Annotated in this window: 14 protein-coding genes; 9 read left to right on the top strand and 5 right to left on the bottom strand. The window is 72.3% G+C overall.

Features of this window, described 5'->3' with window-relative positions; genetic code table 11:
- The first annotated feature begins 15 nt into the window (after window positions 1-15).
- Window positions 16-1,122 carry a glycosyltransferase family 2 protein gene (locus tag DTL70_RS19965; RefSeq protein WP_114023352.1) on the top strand — a complete coding sequence of 369 codons (1,107 nt, stop codon included), beginning with the start codon at window positions 16-18 and terminating at the stop codon, window positions 1,120-1,122.
- Window positions 1,122-2,465, top strand: coding sequence for a polysialyltransferase family glycosyltransferase (locus DTL70_RS19970; RefSeq protein ID WP_114023353.1), 1,344 nt, complete (start codon window positions 1,122-1,124; stop codon window positions 2,463-2,465). Before DTL70_RS19965 ends, DTL70_RS19970 begins: the two co-directional genes overlap by 1 nt.
- A gap of 19 nt (window positions 2,466-2,484) precedes the next feature.
- Here the strand turns inward: DTL70_RS19970 and DTL70_RS19975 are convergent, their stop codons facing one another.
- Window positions 2,485-3,195: a TetR/AcrR family transcriptional regulator C-terminal domain-containing protein gene (locus DTL70_RS19975; RefSeq protein WP_114023354.1), complete on the bottom strand. Its 711-nt coding sequence runs from the start codon at window positions 3,193-3,195 to the stop codon at window positions 2,485-2,487.
- A gap of 29 nt (window positions 3,196-3,224) precedes the next feature.
- Between DTL70_RS19975 and DTL70_RS19980 the strand changes: the two genes are divergently transcribed.
- The gene (locus DTL70_RS19980) at window positions 3,225-4,721 is read left to right on the top strand and encodes an FAD-dependent monooxygenase (RefSeq protein WP_114023355.1); all 1,497 of its coding nucleotides are present in this window, start codon (window positions 3,225-3,227) and stop codon (window positions 4,719-4,721) included.
- Between the two features lie 37 nt (window positions 4,722-4,758).
- Here DTL70_RS19980 and DTL70_RS19985 read toward each other — a convergent pair whose 3' ends face one another.
- A complete protein-coding gene (locus DTL70_RS19985) occupies window positions 4,759-6,219 on the bottom strand; it encodes an amidase (protein ID WP_114023356.1) in 1,461 nt (486 codons plus the stop codon).
- A gap of 191 nt (window positions 6,220-6,410) precedes the next feature.
- On the opposite strand from DTL70_RS19985, the gene DTL70_RS19990 reads away from it, so the two are divergent.
- Entirely contained in the window at window positions 6,411-7,298 is an 888-nt protein-coding gene (locus DTL70_RS19990) for a L,D-transpeptidase family protein (protein ID WP_114023357.1), read from the top strand.
- A 308-nt stretch (window positions 7,299-7,606) separates the two neighbouring features.
- Here the strand turns inward: DTL70_RS19990 and DTL70_RS19995 are convergent, their stop codons facing one another.
- From DTL70_RS19995 to DTL70_RS20005, 3 genes are all read right to left on the bottom strand, one after another.
- Entirely contained in the window at window positions 7,607-8,782 is a 1,176-nt protein-coding gene (locus tag DTL70_RS19995) for a hypothetical protein (protein WP_147266796.1), read from the bottom strand.
- 281 nt (window positions 8,783-9,063) lie between these two features.
- Complete coding sequence (locus DTL70_RS20000) at window positions 9,064-9,816, bottom strand: RNA polymerase sigma factor (protein ID WP_114023359.1); 753 nt, start codon at window positions 9,814-9,816, stop codon at window positions 9,064-9,066.
- Window positions 9,817-10,279: 463 nt separating this feature from the next.
- A complete protein-coding gene (locus DTL70_RS20005) occupies window positions 10,280-11,926 on the bottom strand; it encodes a beta-N-acetylhexosaminidase (protein ID WP_114023360.1) in 1,647 nt (548 codons plus the stop codon).
- A 178-nt stretch (window positions 11,927-12,104) separates the two neighbouring features.
- Here DTL70_RS20005 and DTL70_RS20010 point away from each other — a divergent pair, with 178 nt between their 5' ends.
- The 5 genes from DTL70_RS20010 to DTL70_RS20030 all read left to right on the top strand — a co-directional run bounded on the left by DTL70_RS20010 (window position 12,105) and on the right by DTL70_RS20030 (window position 16,530).
- Window positions 12,105-12,731, top strand: a complete 627-nt coding sequence (locus tag DTL70_RS20010; protein WP_114023361.1) for a 2-oxo-4-hydroxy-4-carboxy-5-ureidoimidazoline decarboxylase — start codon at window positions 12,105-12,107, stop codon at window positions 12,729-12,731.
- A gap of 319 nt (window positions 12,732-13,050) precedes the next feature.
- Complete coding sequence (sdhC, locus tag DTL70_RS20015; protein WP_114015473.1) at window positions 13,051-13,431, top strand: succinate dehydrogenase, cytochrome b556 subunit; 381 nt, start codon at window positions 13,051-13,053, stop codon at window positions 13,429-13,431.
- A gap of 6 nt (window positions 13,432-13,437) precedes the next feature.
- Entirely contained in the window at window positions 13,438-13,947 is a 510-nt protein-coding gene (locus DTL70_RS20020; protein WP_245979485.1) for a succinate dehydrogenase hydrophobic membrane anchor subunit, read from the top strand.
- 31 nt (window positions 13,948-13,978) lie between these two features.
- Complete coding sequence (gene sdhA / locus DTL70_RS20025) at window positions 13,979-15,751, top strand: succinate dehydrogenase flavoprotein subunit (protein WP_114023362.1); 1,773 nt, start codon at window positions 13,979-13,981, stop codon at window positions 15,749-15,751.
- Window positions 15,751-16,530 (top strand): succinate dehydrogenase iron-sulfur subunit, encoded by a 780-nt coding sequence (locus DTL70_RS20030; RefSeq protein WP_114023363.1) that lies wholly within the window; start codon window positions 15,751-15,753, stop codon window positions 16,528-16,530. The genes sdhA and DTL70_RS20030 overlap by 1 nt, the downstream gene beginning before the upstream one ends.
- Window positions 16,531-16,618 lie beyond the last annotated feature (88 nt).

A 16,618-nucleotide genomic window follows, 5' to 3' on the forward strand; every position in this document is an offset into this window, starting at 1 on the left:
CCTACCGTCCGTCGGGTGGTAAAGCTCTCCGTCATCGTGCCGTTTTACAACGTGCAGTCGTACGCCGCAGAAACACTTCGGAGTCTGGGTGCGAACGCGCGCCGGGATTTCGAGTTCATTCTCGTCGACGACGCTTCCCAGGATGAGACGCCGGAGATTCTCCAGCGCGGCGAAAAGGATCTCGACGGTGCCGCGCGGGTGATCCGGGTGCGGCACGCGCGCAACGGCGGGCTGGCGACCGCGCGCAACACGGGGCTCGCCGAGGCGAGCGGCGAGTTCGTCACGTTCCTGGACGGGGACGACTGGCTGGCCCCCGGCCACTATCCGCGTCTGGTGGCCTGTATCGAGCGCCTCGGCTGCGACTTCGTGCGCACCGACCATGTGCAGTGCACGGCGCGGGCCCGCACGCTGGCGCGGGTGCCGCACGGGCGGCGCGGCGTGGTGGGCGACCCGCGGGAGGCGATACTGCCGGCCGGGCGCAGCACGTCCGTGGACTACGCCTACGCCTGGGCGGGCATCTACCACCGCAGGCTGCTGGATCAGGGGCTGCTGCACTTCACCGACGGGCTGCGCACCGCCGAGGACCGGCCGTGGATCTGGCGGCTGCACCGTCAGGCACGCTCGTTCGCCGCGGTCGGCCTGCTGGGGGTCTTCTACCGGCGCGGGGTGGCCTCGTCGCTGACGCAGATCGGCGACGTACGGCAGCTGGACTTCATCCGCGCCTTCGACCAGGTGATCGAGGAGACGGCGCGGGACCGCGACGCGGAGGCGCTGTTGCCCAAGGCGGTCCGCACCTACTGCGCGATCATCTCGCACCACCTCACCAGCGGCAGGTTCGAGCCGCAGGTCGCGCGCAGGCTGCGGGCGATGAGCGCGGCGGCCCTCAAACGGATGCCTCCCGACGTGCTCGGCCAGGCGCTGGACTCGATGGACGCCGAGCGCGCCTCCCGGCTGCGGCGCCTGCGCCGACGCCCCGGAGGCGCGGGCCAGGACGGCCCCAACCCGGGCAGCACGGGTCCGGACGGCACGGCCCCGAGCGGCACCGATCCGGGCGGCGTGGGCCAGAGCAGCACCGCCCCGGACACCGACCCGACCGGCAAGCGGACGGAGGCGGCGGCCTGATGCGCACCCAGATCTTCTTCGCCTCCACCCTCTACGGCGCCGCCACCCTGGCCGCCGCGCTGGACGCGGGCCACTTCGAGGCCGCGGACCAGCGCCTGCTGCTGGTCAGCAACAACGCGGGCAATCCGGAGACCACGCCGGCGCTCGATGCGATGCCGGGCTTCGCGAGGCTGCGCGGCCGCTTCGAGAGGGTGCTCTCCTGGAACGAGACGATCCGCCCGTTCCACCCCGGCGGCTGGTCGCCCCGTTCGGACGACGCCCCGCTGTGGGAGCGGCACCTGCGGATGCTGTGGAACCTGGGCGACGGGCCCGAGGACGAGGTCCAGCTCGTGCTCGAATCGCTGCAGGTCGAGCCCGCGCTCGCGGTGGCCCGGCTGTTCGCGGACGCCCCCATCGACGTGTACGCGGACGGGCTGATGAGCTACGGCCCCACCCGCAACAAGCTCGATCCGCTGGTCGGCGGCCGGGTGCGCCGCCTGCTGCACCTGGACCTGGTGCCGGGTCTCGCACCGCTGCTGCTGACCGAGTTCGGGGTGCCGGCCGAAGTGGTGCCCACGGAGGCCTTCCGCGCCGTACTGGCCGAACTGTCGGCCGACGTGCCGCCCTCGGTGGCCGAGGCGCCCGAGGGCGGGGCGCTGCTGCTGGGCCAGTACCTGTCGGCGCTGGACATCCTGACCGTGGACGAGGAGGAGGAGCTGCACCTGCGCATGCTGCGCGGGGCGGCGGCGCGGGGCCACGGGGACCTCGTGTTCAAACCGCATCCGGTGGCTCCGGCGCGCTACTCCCGCGCCCTGGAGAAGGAGGCAGGCGAGCTGGGTGTCGGTCTCACGGTGCTCTCCTCGCCGGTGCCGGCCGAGGCGCTGTACGCGCGGATGCGCCCGGCGCTGGTGGTGGGCTGTTTCTCCACGGCGCTGCTGACCGCCTCGGCCTTCTACGGGCTGCCCGCGGCCCGTACGGGGACCGCGCTGCTGCTGGAGCGGGTCACGCCGTACGAGAACAGCAACCGGGTTCCGGTCACGCTGGTGGACGCCTTGTTGCCGGATCTGGACGCGACCGCCTCAGCCGGGTTCGTCCCCGCGCGGGGCGTGGACCTGGCGGGGCTGGTCGGGGCGGTCGGCTTCTGCATGCAGCCGAGGACCTACCCGCACCTGCGCGAGGAGGCCGAGCGCTATCTGGCGGACCACCTCTCCCCCGCCACCCGTCGCTACTTCAAGCGCCGCAGGCTGACGTCGCTGGCCCTGCCGGGCGCGGTGCCGCGCCAGTTCGCGTTCGTACCGCGCAGCCCGGCGGTCCGCCGCGTGGCCCGCCGGGCCCGCGCGCTCAAACGCGCCGCACTGGGCTGACGTTCACCGCCTTCGGCGCTCAGCTCGGCGGTTCGCGCAGCACCGTGGCCCGCAGGCCTTCGATCACCGCCCGCAGACCTTCGTCGAAGCGGGCGTCGTAGTCGGTGAACAGGTCGGCGCTGATCTGCGCCGCCAGGGGGAAGGCCGCCATGCGTTCCGTGCGCTCCGCGGGGTCGTAGCCCTCGGTGCGTTCGCCGGGGAGCGGCTGGACGGCCTGTTCCTCGATGACGAAGCCGATCGTGTAGCTGAAGGCGGTGAAGAAGGCGCGGGCCGCGGCGTTCACGGTGAAGCCCGCCTGCGTCATCATGCGCAGGTAGAGCTCTTGGCCCGCGCCGTGTTCGGTGGTGGTCATGCGGGTGCCGCTGAAGACTTTGGCGCCGTCGCGGTAGCGCAGCAGTGCCCGGCGCAGGACGCGCAGGCTCTCGGCGAACCACTCGTCCCAGTCGGCGTCCTGTGCCACCCGGTACTCGAGGTGGCGCATCTCGCGCGTCATCAGGGTGGCCATCTCGTCCAGCAGAGCCTGTTTGCTGTCGAAGTGCCAGTAGAGCGCGGGGGCCTGGACGTCCAGTTCCTTGGCGATCCTGCGCAGGCTGAGCCCTTCGAGACCGGTCTCGTTGAGCAGCCGCAGTCCGGTCTCGGCGACCTGCGCGCGGTCCAGTCGCGGCGGGCTTGCCTTCTTCCGTGCCGGGCGACGGCTTGCCTGGTCTTTCCTCTCGGACACGCTTGACATTTTAACGGCGTTAAGCGCAGGCTCCCGTCATGACTCCACTTAACAGTGTTAAGGACGGGGACGGCCGCGTCCTCGTCGCCGGCGCGGGCCCCACCGGCCTCACGCTCGCCTGCGACCTGCGCCGCCGCGGCGTCGCGGTGACCGTCGTCGAACGCGGGGACGGCCTCTTCCCCGGCGCCCGCGGCAAGGGGGTGCAGCCGCGCACCATGGAGGTCTTCGACGACCTCGGCATCGTCGACGCCGTACGGGCGGCGGGCGGTCCCTACCCCCGGATGCTGGTGCACCGCGCCGGGGAGCCGCCCGTCGAGTGGGACCTGATCGAGCGGGCCGAACCCCGTCCCGACGCCCCCTACGCCGAGGTGTGGATGCTGCCCCAGTGGCGCACCCAGGAACTGCTGCTCGCACGGCTGCGCGCGCTGGGCGGCGAGGTGGAGTTCGGCACCGCGCTCACCGGCCTGGAACAGGACGCGGACGGCGTCACCGCCCGGCTGTCCACCGGAGACACCGTGCGCACCGTGCGTGCCGCGTACGCCGTCGGCTGCGACGGCGCCCGGGGCACGGTGCGGGCCACGCTGGGCATCGGCATGACGGGCGAGACGGTGGAGGCCGAGCCGAGCGTGGTCGCGGACGTCCGGCTCGCGGGGCTCGACCGGCGCTACTGGCACATCTGGCGCGACAGCGCACACGGGGCACACGGCGCCCTCGCCCTGTGCCCGATGCCCGGAGACGACACCTTCCAGTTCGTCGCCCGGCACGCCACCCTGGACGGCGCCCCGGGAGCCACACGGGAAGCGCTCCTGCGCGAACTCCTCGCAGCCCGCACCGACCTGGCTCCGGAACAGCTGAAGGACGTCGTGTACGCCTCCGAGTTCCGGGTCAACGCCGCCCTCGCCGACCGCTTCCGCTCGGGGCGGGTCTTCCTGGCAGGCGACGCGGCGCACATCCACTCCCCCGCGGGCGGCCAGGGCCTCAACACCGGCGTGCAGGACGCCTACAACCTCGGCTGGAAACTGGGCCTGGTGCTGCACGGGCACGCCGACGTGGCACTGCTGGACACCTACGAGGCCGAACGCGCGCCGCTGGCCGCCGCGGTCCTCGGGCTCTCCACCCGGCTCCATCGCCGTGCGGCCAAGCGCGGCACCGAGACCCACCAACTGGACCTCGCCTACCCCGACAGCCCGCTGACCCGCCACCCGACCGCGCCCCCCGCGACACCCCACTCGACCGCGCCCCCCGCGGGCACGCCGGCACCGGGCGACCGCGCCCCGGACGCCCCCGCCACCGCGCCCGACGGCAGCCCGCTGCGCGTCTTCGACCTGCTACGCGGCCCGCACCTGACCCTGCTGGCGGTCGGCGACGTCACTCCCCCGGCCGGCCTGCCGCCGTACGTGCGCACGCATCCGCTCCCCGCCACGCCGCCCTACACCGCAGGCGCGCTCCACCTGGTCCGCCCCGACGGCTACCTCGCGCTGATCACCGAGGACGCCCAGGAGGTCACCTCCTACCTCGCGGCACTGTCCGGCTGACAGGCGTGCGGACCCACCCGCCCGCACACCGTCGGAGTCACACCGTCGGCGGCCACCGCTCGTACCACCGCTGGTCGGCCTCCAGTTGGGCGGCGAGGGACAGCAGCAGGGGTTCGCTGTCCCCGGGGCCGAGGAGTTGGGCGCCCACTGGCAGCCGCAGGTCGCCGGTGACGGCGGCGGGCACGTTGACGCCGGGCCAGCCCAGCACGTTCCACGGCCACGCGTAGGGGCAGTGCGCGATCATCCGGCGGTCGGTCTGCCAGCCGCTCAGCCGCGCCAGTTCGCCGACCCGGGGCGGCGGCGTGGCCGTCGTGGGGGCCAGCACCACGTCGTAGCGGTGGAAGACGCGGCCCACGTGGCGGCGCAGCGGCCCCTCGGCGGCGCGCGCGGCACGCAGGACGGGGCCGCCCAGCAGCCGCCCGGTGCGGGCGGTACCCCTGGTACGCGGATCGAGCAGTGCGGCGTCGGGGGCGCGCCCGGCCCAGGCACGGACGCCCGCCGTCGCCCGGGGCACGAACGTCAGCCCGATCGGCCCGTAGGCCGGATCCGCCTCCTCGACCTCGTGCCCGAGGGCGGCCAGCCGCTCGGCCAGCGCCCGCACGGCCGCCTCCACGCGCGGGTCCAGCCGCTTGGGGGTGGCCGTGAACGCCCAGCGGGTCGACAGTGCGATCCGCAGCCGCCCCGGATCGCGGGTGACGGCGGCCCGCGCCTCGACGGGCGGCGGCCGGTGCAGGTCGCCCGGGTGGTTGCCGCTCGCGGCGTCGAGCAGCAGCGCCGCGTCCTCGACGGTGCGCGCCAGCGGCCCGATGACGGTGATGCCGTTGAACGACTCCGGGTCCGGCCAGGTCGAGATGCGGCCCCGCTGGGGTTTGACGCCGACCAGGTGCGTCCACGCCGCCGGGATACGGACCGATCCCGCGCCGTCCGAGCCCAGCGCCGCGGGCACCAGACCGGCCGCGACCGCGGCCGCCGCGCCACCGGAGGAGCCGCCCGGGGTGTGGTCGCGGTTCCACGGGTTGCGGGTGTCGCCGAAGGCGGGCCCCTCGGTGAACGGCCACTGCCCCAGCTCGGGGCTGTTGGTCTTGCCGACGACGACCGCTCCGGCGGCCCGCAGCCTGCGCACGACCTCCGCGTCGGCGGTCTTGCGGGGGAAGTCGCCACGGCACCCGAACGCGGTGGGCTCCCCGCACACGTCGGTGTCGTCCTTGACGGCCAGCGGCACCCCGAGCAGGGGCCGCCGCTCGCCCCGGGACAGCGCCGCGTCGGCCGCGTCCGCCTCGGCCAGTGCCGCCTCGGCGCGGACCCTGCGGAACGCGTTCAGCGTGGGCTGCGTGGCCTCGATACCGCGCAGCGCCCGCTCGGTCAGCTCCCGCGCGGTCACCTGGCCGTCCGCCAGCGCGGTCACGGCCGCCGCCAGGCCCGGCAGGCGGACAGGGCCCGGGCCGTCACCGTCCGCCCGCGGCTGCTCGGCGGGCCCCGCCCCGGTACCGGTCGCCATGGACACCTCGCACGCTGCTCGTCGTTCGTCCTCGCGGCTACTGTCCCCGATCGGCACCCAGTTCGAAACCCGCCAGTAACCAACCGGGTGCCGAGACTCCGGGCACACCCGAAGACCTCCACAGGTTCACGAGGACGGCGTACTGGGCAGTGATGGTCCGTACATCCGTCGAACCGCCCGGGGGGTTGGGGATGCACCGGAGGGGAGCACCGGCGTACCGCCGCCTCACCGCGGCCGCCGCCGTCATGCTGACCGCGGGGGCCGTCGCCGGCTGCCAGACGAAAGGCACCGGCGCACAGGAGCCGCTGATCCGCGTCTCCAAGGCGCCGCAACAGGCGCCCGCCGAGCCGCCGTCGAAACCCTCGGCGAAACCCGCGACGAAGACCGCGCCCCCACCGACCACCCGCGCCCCGAAGCCCGCGCCCCCCGCCCGGCCCGCGGCGCAGAGCGCCATACGGATGGCACCGGGCTCCCGCGGCGAGAACGTCCGCGAACTCCAGGCCAGACTGCGCCAACTGGGCCTCTTCGACCGCAACCCGACCGGCTACTACGGATCCGTGACCGCCGGCTCGGTCACCGCCTTCCAGAAACAGCGCGGCATGCCCCGCACCGGCAAGGTCACAGAACCGGTGCTCACCGCACTGCGCGCCCGCACCCACCAGCCCACCCGCACCGAACTCCACCCCACCACCTCCCGCCCGCTGGACGCACCCGACCCGCGCTGCATGACGGGGCGGGCGCTGTGCATCAGCAAGAGCAGCCGGACAGCCGCGTGGATGGTCGACGGCACGGTGCGTACGGCGATGGACGTGCGCTTCGGATCCGACTACACGCCGACCCGCGAGGGCCAATTCAAGGTCGACTTCAAGAGCCGCCACCACGTCTCGACCCTCTACCACACGCCCATGCCCTACGCGATGTTCTTCAGCCGCGGCCAGGCCGTCCACTACTCCTCCGACTTCGCCGCCCGCGGCTACGCCGGAGCCTCCCACGGCTGCGTCAACGTCCGCGACAAGAAGGCGATCGCCAAGGTCTTCAACCAGATCCGCGCGGGCGACAAGGTGGTCGTCTACAAATGACGTGAGGCGCGCGAAACACAAGAGCCGAGGGGCGCGGAGGCCAAGACCCAAAGAGCAAGGTCGCCAAAAGCCCAGGGGCGCGGGCGGGACCGGGGACAGCATCATCCGGGGGCGACCCCCGAACCCCCGGCCGGAGCAGGGCGGAGGTAAAAGCCGAGGGGCGCGGGCGGGACCGGGGGAACGTGTCCCACCCGCGCCATCGCGCGAACCCAGAGGTACGGGGGGAACCTCGGGCTTTCCGCGCCGCCGATGACCAGTCGGCTCACTCTCTTCAGCGCCGGGCCGCGCGAAAGTGTCACACCGGTTGGTCAGGGGCCGGGTGTGGCGCCTGTCACGGTGCTGTTGACGCCACCGGCCGAGCCCTCGCCGGGCTCGGCGGGGGCGGAGGGCGTGTCGCTGCCGCCCGTGCCGCCGACGCCCCCGGTGTCGTCACCCGGTACCGAGGGGTGTCCGCCGCCCCCCGTCGATCCGTCGGAGCCGTCGGAGCCGTCGGACCCGTCCGAGCCGCCGTCGCCGGGGCCGCCCGGGGTGCCGCCCTGGCCGCCGCCGTCACCGCCACCCGGCGTGCTGCCGCCCGAGTCGCCGTACTGGATGCAGAACTTGCGCACCACGGCGCGGCCGCCCGCCGCGCGCTCCAGCTTCTTGCGGTCGTCCGCTTCGAGCTTGTTGGCCGTGTACGCCTTGCACAGGGCCATGGCGATGGCTTCCTTGCGGTCGTCGGAGTCGCCCAGCCCCTTGCCGGGTTTCTTGCCGGGCTTCTTGTCCTTGTGGCCGCCGCCGTCCTTGTCGTGCTTGCCTCCGCCGCCCGAGTTGGCCAGGTCGCGGGGGTCGCCGGGGTGCTTGTCGTCCCTGTGGCCGTCGTCGTCGTGCGACGGGCCGCCACTGTCGGTCTCCCGGGGGGTGCGGCGTCCGTCGCCCGCGGTGTCGCGGCCTTCGCCGTCCTCGTCGCCGCCCGGGCTGCTCGCCTCGGGGTCCTCTCCCGTGGGGGTGGCGGCCGGGGAGACGGTGGCGGCGGGGGTGCCGCCACCGGTGAACGGTGTCGGCAAAACGCCCGTGCCGGCCGCGACCGCGACGCCGCCGAGTGCGCACCCGGCGACGGCGACGGCGAATCCGGCGCGCAGGGGTCTGCCCGTCAGCAGGTACCGGGTGCGGCTGCGGCCGCGTTCCCATCCGGTGCCGGCGCCGTCCTCGCCGCGTCTCTCCCCGGTGGCGCCCGAGGTCAGCCCGAGGTCGGCGGCTCTTCCGGCGCGGGCCGCCGCGGGGCCGGCCGAGCCCGCGTGCGGGCCGCCGAGGCGGGCGGCGCGGAACGCCTCCAGGGCGGCGGCCTCGCCGGGCAGCTCGACGGGGGCGGCACCGGGCGCCGCGTCGCTCGTGGACGCGGGGGTCCAGGGTGCGGTGTGGGCGGCGGCCAGGTCGTCCAGCGCGGCGGCCAGCCGCGCGGCCGTGCGCCGGTCGGCCTCCTCGAACCACTCCTCGGACGGCACGCCGTAACGGCCGCCGCCCCGTCCGGGCGCGTCGGGACCGCCGCCGGGGCGGGAGCCAGGACCGGAGGCGGGACGGGAACGGGAAGAGGATCGGGAAGAAGAGGAGGAAGGAGAGGGCGGGCGGGTGCCTCCCGCGGTGTCCGCGGCCCGCGCGGCGCCGGCCCGGGGCCGCGAAGCGGAGCCCGCGTCGCTTCCCCCGCCGTCCGGAGGGTCGACCGGCAGACCTCGCAGCAAACGCTCCGCGGTCTCTTCGTCCAGCCAGCTGTACCGGTCGTCCGCCATCACGTTTCCCTCAGCGTTCGTGTGGCTTTATGCGTCACACCGCGGGCCATGCCACGGGCCCTGCCCTTCGCGGCTCCGCCGCCTGGCCTGGGCCCCGGGCCGCGCCCGCCGGAGTCGCCGACGGGTCCTTGTACGGAGCCGCCGTCGAGGGCGTCGGCGCCGCCCCCGGTGCCCTCCGTGGTGCTCTCGGGCGCATCGCGCGCGCGGTCTTCGAGCAGTTCGGCGAGTTTGCGCAACCCGCGGTGTGCGGCGGTGCGCACCGCGCCGGAGCGTTTGCCGAGCACCTGCGCGGTGCTCTTGGCGTCCAGCCCGACCACCACGCGCAGCACCACGGCCTCCGCCTGGTCGCGCGGGAGTTGGGATATGAGCGCCATGGTGCTGCTGGTGCCCAGGGCCTCCAGTGCCTCGGCCGCGGTGTCGGCGCCGGCCGGCAGTCCGGCCAGTTCGCTCTCGTCGCCGCCGACGGCGGGCCTGCGGCCGCGCATCCGCAGGTGGTCGAGTGCCCGGTTGCGGGCGATGCGGGCGGCCCAGCCGCGGAACTGGTCGGCGTCTCCAGCGAACCGCGGGAGGTCGCGGGCTATCTGGAGCCACGCCTCGGAGGCGACGTCCTCGGCGTCCGCGTCGGGTACGAGGGTGCGGACGTAGCCGAGAAGGCGCGGGTGCACGGCTCGGTAGACGGTGCGGAAGGCGGTCTCGCCGCCCTCCTGCGCCGCGCGTACCGCAGCGGTCAGCTCCGCGTCGTCCCCCTGCACGCTCGTGTCTCGCCCCACTCCGCGAAGGTCTCAGTGCTCTGCGCCGTCGTCCGGGGCCACGTACCGCCGCCTGCGGTGGTCCGCGTCCGGGCTGCCGGGGTCGGTCGTCCCGGCGCGGCGCGAGGAGCACGCTAAGGCCAAGTGTGCACGCTCGTCCATGCCGGAGGGAGGGGCGGGGCCGGGGGTGCGCGGTGCGTGAGGAGGCGGTCGCCCGGCGTCAGCGTGTCGAGTTCGGAGCCCTGTGCCAGGGCCCCGACATGACGGCGTAACACATTGCGGGGCCGTGACGCTGAGGGGAGTACGGGCGAGCCGCTGGCGTAGTGAGCCCGTGACCGACGGCGGCCGGGGTCTCTCCTGTGGGGGGTGGCGACCCCGGTCGCCTTCGCTGTTCGCCGGCCCGCGTGCCGCTTGGCTGTTCGCCGGCCCGCGCCCTGCGCGGAGCGAGCCGCGCGGAGCGCCCCGCTCAGTCCACCCTGTCCACGAGCTTCACGAACTGGCTCCAGGACCGCTCCGGCTTCTGCGGGTCCCACAGTTTCTGCGCCGTGGCGGCGAGCGGCAGTCGGATGCCGTCGGCGACCTGTGCGGTGGTCTGCGCGTCGGCGAGGTCGCCCCACACGGCGAACCGGCCGCCGACGATGTCGTCCGCTCCGGCGTACTTGTCGGGCACGGGTTCGGTGCCGCGGACCACGGCTGGGGTCCAGCTCTTGTAGATGCGCTCGCCCGTGGGGTAGGTGAAGTTGTTGGGCTGGCCGATGACGTAGTAGAGGTACTCGTCGTTCATGTTGACCACCTGCCAGCCTTCCTTCAGGTACTCCTCGGGTTCCCGCTCGCCGTCCTCCCGGCCGGTCCAGTAGGCGACCTGGCGGGGCTTGGAGGGGGTGACGACGCCGCCGCGGTGCATGCCGTCGTTCCAGACCTGCGGCATCTTGTGGTGCTTGCGCAGGGTGGCGGCGCGGTCGTTGAGCCAGTCGGTGGCCAGGTCCTGGATCTTGGCCTTCTTGCCGAACTTGTCCTTGGCCTCCTTGGCGAGCCCGGGGTAGGTCTCCTCCGGGTTCTGCGACATCAGCGCCTGGTATTCGTCGCCGCCCGCGTGTGCGTATCTGCCGGGGAAGAGGTCGGCGAACTCCCCGAGCAGATCGTCGACGATCCCGGCCGCCTTCGGGTTGGCGATGTCGATGGCGCCGCGCGGGCTCTGGCCGCCGGCGCCGCGCAGCTGGAGGTCGGGGTGGGCGTCGATGACGGCGCCGAGGTGGCCGGGCGAGTCGATCTCGGGGACGACGGTGATGTGGCGGGACTCGGCGAGCTTGACGATGTCGCGGACCTGGTTCTTGGTCAGGTGGGGGTCGGAGACGATCTCGGGGTGGGTGTCGCTCTCGATGCGGAAGGCCTGGTCGTCGGAGAGGTGCAGCTGGAGCTGGTTGAGCTTCAGGTCGCCCATCTCGCGGATGCGTTCTTTGATCCAGTCGGCGCTGAAGTACTTGCGCGCGATGTCGAGGGAGAAGCCGCGTTGCGGGCGGTCCGGGGTGTCGCGGACGGTGCCCTCGGCGAAGCGGTGCTGGGCCCGGTAGGTCTGCAGCAGGGTGCGGGTGCCGTAGAAGACGCCCGCGTCGCCGGCCGAGGCGATGGTGACCTTGCCGTCGCGGCTGGTGAGCTCGTACCCCTCGCGTCCGCCCTTGGTCTTCTTGTCGCGCTTGAGTTCGATGTCGCCCGTCCGGGCGGGCCCCCGGGCGACGTCCACCTTCAGTTCGTCCGCGAGCAGCTTCGCCTCGTCCTTGAGGGAGCCGCTGTCGGTGACGACGCGGGTGTACTTGGTACGTTCCCAGCCGGGCCCGCGCACGGCCTTCCAGTCGCGCACGGAGGGGACGACGGAGGGCGCGGCGCCCACCCGGTCCGGGCCCTTGGGGGCCGGCGGCTGGGATCCGCCGTCCGCGTGCGAGGCGGAGGGCGAGCCCTCACCGCCGTCGCCGCTGTCCTCGCCTCCTCCGCAGCCGGTCAGGCCGAGCAGGCCGACGGCGAGCGCCACCGCCAGCGCGGTGCCGGAGGTGCCGGCCGCCATGCCGGAGGTGCCGGCGGTTGACCGGCCGGACTTGTTTCGCCAGTTTCGTCCCATACGAATACGGTATTTCCCCTTTCCGGTGCTCCCCCGTCAGGTATGCGTTCCCACGCGTTCCCTTCCGGGTGAAAAACCCAGGCGGGAAGGGGGCGGATTCCTCCGTACGGCTACCGTGACGGAACCGGACCGCCGCCCTCGGGGCCTTCGAACCCACCCTTCGGACCGCACGGAGCGTATGACCCATCCCACGCCCTCGCAGACGCAGTGCAGGACGCACGGGCAGACGACGCACGGACAACCGCAGCATTCGCAGGACCAAACGCAGCGCAGGACACCGGAGAGGGCGCGGCGCCACACCCCACTGGATCGGCTCAACCTGGCGGCCGCCGGTCCTGCCGAGTCCCTGCTCCTGGACTGCTGCGGCAGCCGCCGCTGGGCGCGGCGGCTGGCCGAGCACCGCCCCTACCCCGACGTGGAGGCCCTGTTGGCCGCGGCCGACGAGGCCAGCTACGACCTGACGCCCGCCGACCTGCGCGAGGCGCTGGCCGGGGAGCCGGGCGCCCACCCGCTGGAGGGCGAACCGCAGGTGGGCGTGCTCGCCGCGCACACCGCTCTGCGGGCGGCGCACGGCGCGTACGAGGAGAAGTTCGGGCACGCCTTCCTCTTCTGTCTGGACGACTTCGCGGTGGAGGAGCGGCTGGATCACGTCCTGGCGGGGATCAGGACCCGGCTGGACAACGACGCCGACGAGGAGTGGGCGGTCACCGCTGAGGAGCTGCGGCGGCTGGCCCGGGGCAGGCTGGGCCGGCTGGCGACCGGCGGCAGCACCGCACGGGAGTGGCGCCGCTCACATCGTAGGTAGGGTCTTTCGTTTGGATATGGCTGGGTCAGGGAGCGGGTTCCGGTGCGTGCTCTCGCAAGGCGGAGGAAGGAGTCCCTGCGGAGCAGCGGCGACTGACGACAACGCCGCGAGAGTGCGTGCCGGGGCCCGCGAGCCCAGCAAGATCCAAACGATAGACCCTAGGCCGTCCGTGCCTGATTGATCACACCTGCACACCCCTGGGCGAAGGTGCCGACAGCGCGTCGCTACGATGACTGAGGCCGGTGGACCGTACCCGGCCGGGCCCGCCCGACCTCCCAAAGCCGGCAGGCCCCAATGTCCGCTCCCGGAGGGTATTTCCGTGCCGGCTGGAACGCTGTACCGCGGCCGGGAAGGAATGTGGTCCTGGGTGGCTCACCGAGTCACCGGCGTCCTCATCTTCTTCTTCCTGTTCGTGCACGTCCTCGACACCGCGCTCGTCCGCGTCTCGCCCGAGGCGTACGACGACACGATCGCCATTTACAAGACGCCCCTGGTCAATGTGATGGAGTACGGCCTGGTGGCCGCCATCCTCTTCCACGCGCTGAACGGCCTGCGGGTCATCGCCGTGGATTTCTGGTCCAAGGGCGCGAGGTACCAAAAGCAGATGCTGTGGACCGTGATGGGCGTGTGGATCGTCCTCATGGCCGGTGCCTTCTACCCGGTGCTGCAGCACACGCTGCGCACGCTGTTCGGGAGCTGATGCGTGATGTCGACGACCGAGACGACCGAACCCGCGAAGAACGCCAAGAACGCGGACGGGGCCGATGGCCCCACCGACGACGTGGCGCTGTTCGACGTGGACCACCCCGCGCCGCTCATCGAGCCGCCGCGCAAGCGCACGGCGAAGACGCCGAAGGCCTCGCGCGGCAACTTCGAGATGCAGACGTGGCTGTTCATGCGCCTGTCCGGCATCGTTTTGGTGGTGCTCGTCCTGGGCCACCTGCTGATCCAGCTGGTGCTGGACGGCGGCGTGTCCAAGATCGGGTTCGCCTTCGTGGCGGGCCGCTGGGCCTCGCCGTTCTGGCAGGTGTGGGACCTGGCGATGCTGTGGCTGGCCATGCTGCACGGCGCCAACGGGCTGCGCACGGTGATCAACGACTACGCCGAGCGCGACACCACCCGCTTCTGGCTGAAGATGCTGCTGTACGTGGCCACCGTCTTCACCGTCCTGCTGGGCACGCTGGTGATCTTCACCTTCGACCCGAACATCCGCTGACGTACCGGGGCTGAAGGCTGAGGTTTTCCCGATGAGCACCGTGAACAACGTAAAGATCCACAAGTACGACACCGTCATCGTCGGCGCGGGCGGCGCGGGCATGCGCGCGGCCATCGAGTCCACCAAGCGCAGCCGCACCGCCGTGCTGACGAAGCTGTACCCGACCCGCTCCCACACCGGCGCGGCCCAGGGCGGCATGGCCGCGGCCCTCGCCAACGTCGAGGAGGACAACTGGGAGTGGCACACCTTCGACACGATCAAGGGCGGTGACTACCTGGTCGACCAGGACGCCGCCGAGATCCTGGCGAAGGAGGCCATCGACTCCGTCCTCGACCTGGAGAAGATGGGCCTGCCCTTCAACCGCACGCCGAACGGCACCATCGACCAGCGGCGGTTCGGCGGGCACTCCCGCAACCACGGCGAGGCCCCGGTGCGCCGCTCCTGCTACGCCGCGGACCGCACGGGCCACATGATCCTCCAGACGCTGTACCAGAACTGCGTCAAGGAGGGCGTGGAGTTCTACAACGAGTTCTACGTCCTGGACCTGCTGATGAACGAGGACGAGGGCGTCAGGAAGACCGCCGGTGTCGTGGCCTACGAGCTGGCCACCGGCGACGTGCACGTCTTCCAGGCCAAGGCCGTCGTCTTCGCCTCCGGCGGCAACGGCAAGTTCTTCAAGGTGACCTCCAACGCGCACACCCTGACCGGTGACGGGCAGGCCGCCGCGTTCCGGCGGGGGCTGCCGCTGGAGGACATGGAGTTCTTCCAGTTCCACCCGACCGGCATCTGGAAAATGGGCATTCTGCTCACGGAGGGCGCCCGCGGTGAGGGCGGCATCCTGCGCAACAAGGACGGCGAGCGCTTCATGGAGAAGTACGCGCCCGTCATGAAGGACCTCGCCTCGCGTGACGTCGTCTCCCGCGCGATCTACACCGAGATCCGCGAGGGCCGCGGCTGTGGCGCCGACAAGGACCACGTCTACCTGGACCTCACCCACCTGCCGCCGGAGCAGCTGGACGCCAAGCTGCCGGACATCACCGAGTTCGCCCGCACGTACCTGGGCATCGAGCCGTACACCGACCCGGTGCCGATCCAGCCGACCGCGCACTACGCGATGGGCGGTATCCCCACCAACGTGCAGGGCGAGGTGCTGTCCGACAACACCACCCCGATCCCGGGCCTGTACGCGGCGGGCGAGGTGGCCTGCGTGTCCGTGCACGGCGCGAACCGGCTGGGCACCAACTCGCTGCTGGACATCAACGTCTTCGGCCGCAGGGCGGGCATCGCCGCCGCCGAGTACAGCGCGACGGCGAGCCACGTCGAGCTGCCCGAGGAGCCGGCGCAGTTCGTGCTCGACGAGATCGAGAACCTGCGCGACGCCACCGGCAGCGAGCGCGTGGTCGAGATCCGCAGGGCGCTGCAGGAGACCATGGACAAGAACGTCATGGTCTTCCGTACGGAGCAGACGCTGAAGGAGGCCGTCGAGGAGATCGGCTCCCTGCGCAAGCGCTTCCGCGACATCAGCGTCCAGGACAAGGGCAAGCGGTTCAACACCGACCTGCTGGAGGCCATCGAGCTGGGCAACCTGCTGGACCTGGCCGAGGTGACGGCGGTCTCCGCGCTCGCCCGCAAGGAGTCGCGCGGCGGTCACTACCGCGAGGACTTCCCCAACCGCGACGACGTCAACTTCATGCGGCACACCATGGCGTACCGCGAGGTGGGCGACGACGGCACCGAGTCGATCCGGCTGGACTACAAGCCGGTCGTGCAGACCCGCTACCAGCCGATGGAGCGTAAGTACTGATGGGCACAGCGACACTAGAGAAGAACGACTCCGCCGGGCCTGTCGACTCGGCCGAGAACAGCGCCTCGCACCTGATCACGGTGACGCTGCGGATCCGCCGGTTCAACCCGGAGGTCTCCGACGCGTCGCAGTGGCAGGACTTCACGCTGGAGATCGACCCGAAGGAGCGCGTCCTGGACGCGCTGCACAAGATCAAGTGGGAGATCGACGGGACGCTGACGTTCCGCCGCTCCTGCGCGCACGGCATCTGCGGTTCGGACGCCATGCGGATCAACGGGCGCAACCGGCTCGCCTGCAAGACGCTGATCAAGGACATCGGTCCGGACAAGCCGATCACCGTCGAGGCGATCAAGGGCCTCACGGTCCTCAAGGACCTCGTGGTCGACATGGACCCGTTCTTCCAGGCGTACCGGGACGTCATGCCGTTCCTGATCACGAACGGGAACGAGCCGACCCGCGAGCGGTACCAGTCCGCCGAGGACCGGGAGCGGTTCGACGACACCACCAAGTGCATCCTGTGCGCGGCGTGCACGTCGTCCTGCCCGGTCTTTTGGAACGACGGCCAGTACTTCGGCCCCGCGGCCATCGTCAACGCCCACCGGTTCATCTTCGACTCGCGTGACGAGGCCGGTGAGCAGCGGCTGGAGATCCTCAACGACAAGGACGGGGTGTGGCGCTGCCGCACCACCTTCAACTGTACCGACGCGTGCCCGCGCGGCATCGAGGTCACCAAGGCCATCCAGGAGGTCAAGCGCGCGCTGATCACGCGTCGCTTCTGACGTTCCGTTTCCTGGGGGCTCCGCCCCCAGGCCCCCGGTCCTCAAGCGCCGGACGGGCTGATTTCAGCCCGTCCGGCGCTTGAGGACT

The organism is Streptomyces diacarni (genome assembly GCF_003323715.1).
In the GTDB taxonomy this organism is placed as follows: Bacteria; Actinomycetota; Actinomycetes; order Streptomycetales; family Streptomycetaceae; genus Streptomyces; species Streptomyces diacarni.

Coding starts and splice junctions, on each gene's coding strand:
- DTL70_RS19970 (WP_114023353.1), top strand. CDS start 1,122: ATGCGCACCCAGATCTTCTTCGCCTCCACCCTCTACGGCGCCGCCACC.
- DTL70_RS19975 (WP_114023354.1), bottom strand. CDS start 3,195: ATGTCAAGCGTGTCCGAGAGGAAAGACCAGGCAAGCCGTCGCCCGGCA.
- DTL70_RS19980 (WP_114023355.1), top strand. CDS start 3,225: ATGACTCCACTTAACAGTGTTAAGGACGGGGACGGCCGCGTCCTCGTC.
- DTL70_RS19985 (WP_114023356.1), bottom strand. CDS start 6,219: ATGGCGACCGGTACCGGGGCGGGGCCCGCCGAGCAGCCGCGGGCGGAC.
- DTL70_RS19990 (WP_114023357.1), top strand. CDS start 6,411: ATGCACCGGAGGGGAGCACCGGCGTACCGCCGCCTCACCGCGGCCGCC.
- DTL70_RS20005 (WP_114023360.1), bottom strand. CDS start 11,926: ATGGGACGAAACTGGCGAAACAAGTCCGGCCGGTCAACCGCCGGCACC.
- DTL70_RS20010 (WP_114023361.1), top strand. CDS start 12,105: ATGACCCATCCCACGCCCTCGCAGACGCAGTGCAGGACGCACGGGCAG.
- DTL70_RS20020 (WP_245979485.1), top strand. CDS start 13,438: ATGTCGACGACCGAGACGACCGAACCCGCGAAGAACGCCAAGAACGCG.
- sdhA (WP_114023362.1), top strand. CDS start 13,979: ATGAGCACCGTGAACAACGTAAAGATCCACAAGTACGACACCGTCATC.
- DTL70_RS20030 (WP_114023363.1), top strand. CDS start 15,751: ATGGGCACAGCGACACTAGAGAAGAACGACTCCGCCGGGCCTGTCGAC.